This window comes from Gilvimarinus gilvus, from assembly GCF_030518155.1.
Classification (GTDB): Bacteria; Pseudomonadota; Gammaproteobacteria; order Pseudomonadales; family Cellvibrionaceae; genus Gilvimarinus; species Gilvimarinus gilvus.
On record NZ_JAULRU010000636.1, the window covers coordinates 1 to 305 of the forward strand.

At 64.3% G+C, this 305-nt stretch carries 1 protein-coding gene; it reads right to left on the bottom strand.

Annotation, left to right across the window (positions count from 1 at the left end; translation table 11 throughout):
• On the bottom strand, positions 1 to 305 hold a 305-nt coding region (locus QWI17_RS16575), incomplete at both ends, for an alpha amylase C-terminal domain-containing protein (RefSeq protein ID WP_302723640.1).

The following is a 305-nucleotide window of genomic DNA, read 5'->3' on the forward strand; positions in this document are numbered from 1 at the left end:
ATTGGAGCCGGCGTACATCTCGGCATCGCTGTTCAACAGCTCCTGCCAGCGCTCGCCGAACGGCACGCCAATGCGGTAACCCTCACGCGGAACCGGGGTGAAGTTGGCGACCACCAGCACGGGTTCGCCACTGCTGCTCCAGCGCAGCCAGGCAAACACGCTGTTCTGCGCATCGTCACCGATCAGCCACTGGAAGCCCTGTGGCTGGCAGTCCTGCTCATGCAACGCAGGCACCTCGCGGTACAGCCGGTTGAGGTCACTCACCAGGCGCTGCACGCCTTGGTGCTCAGGGTACTGCAGCAGGT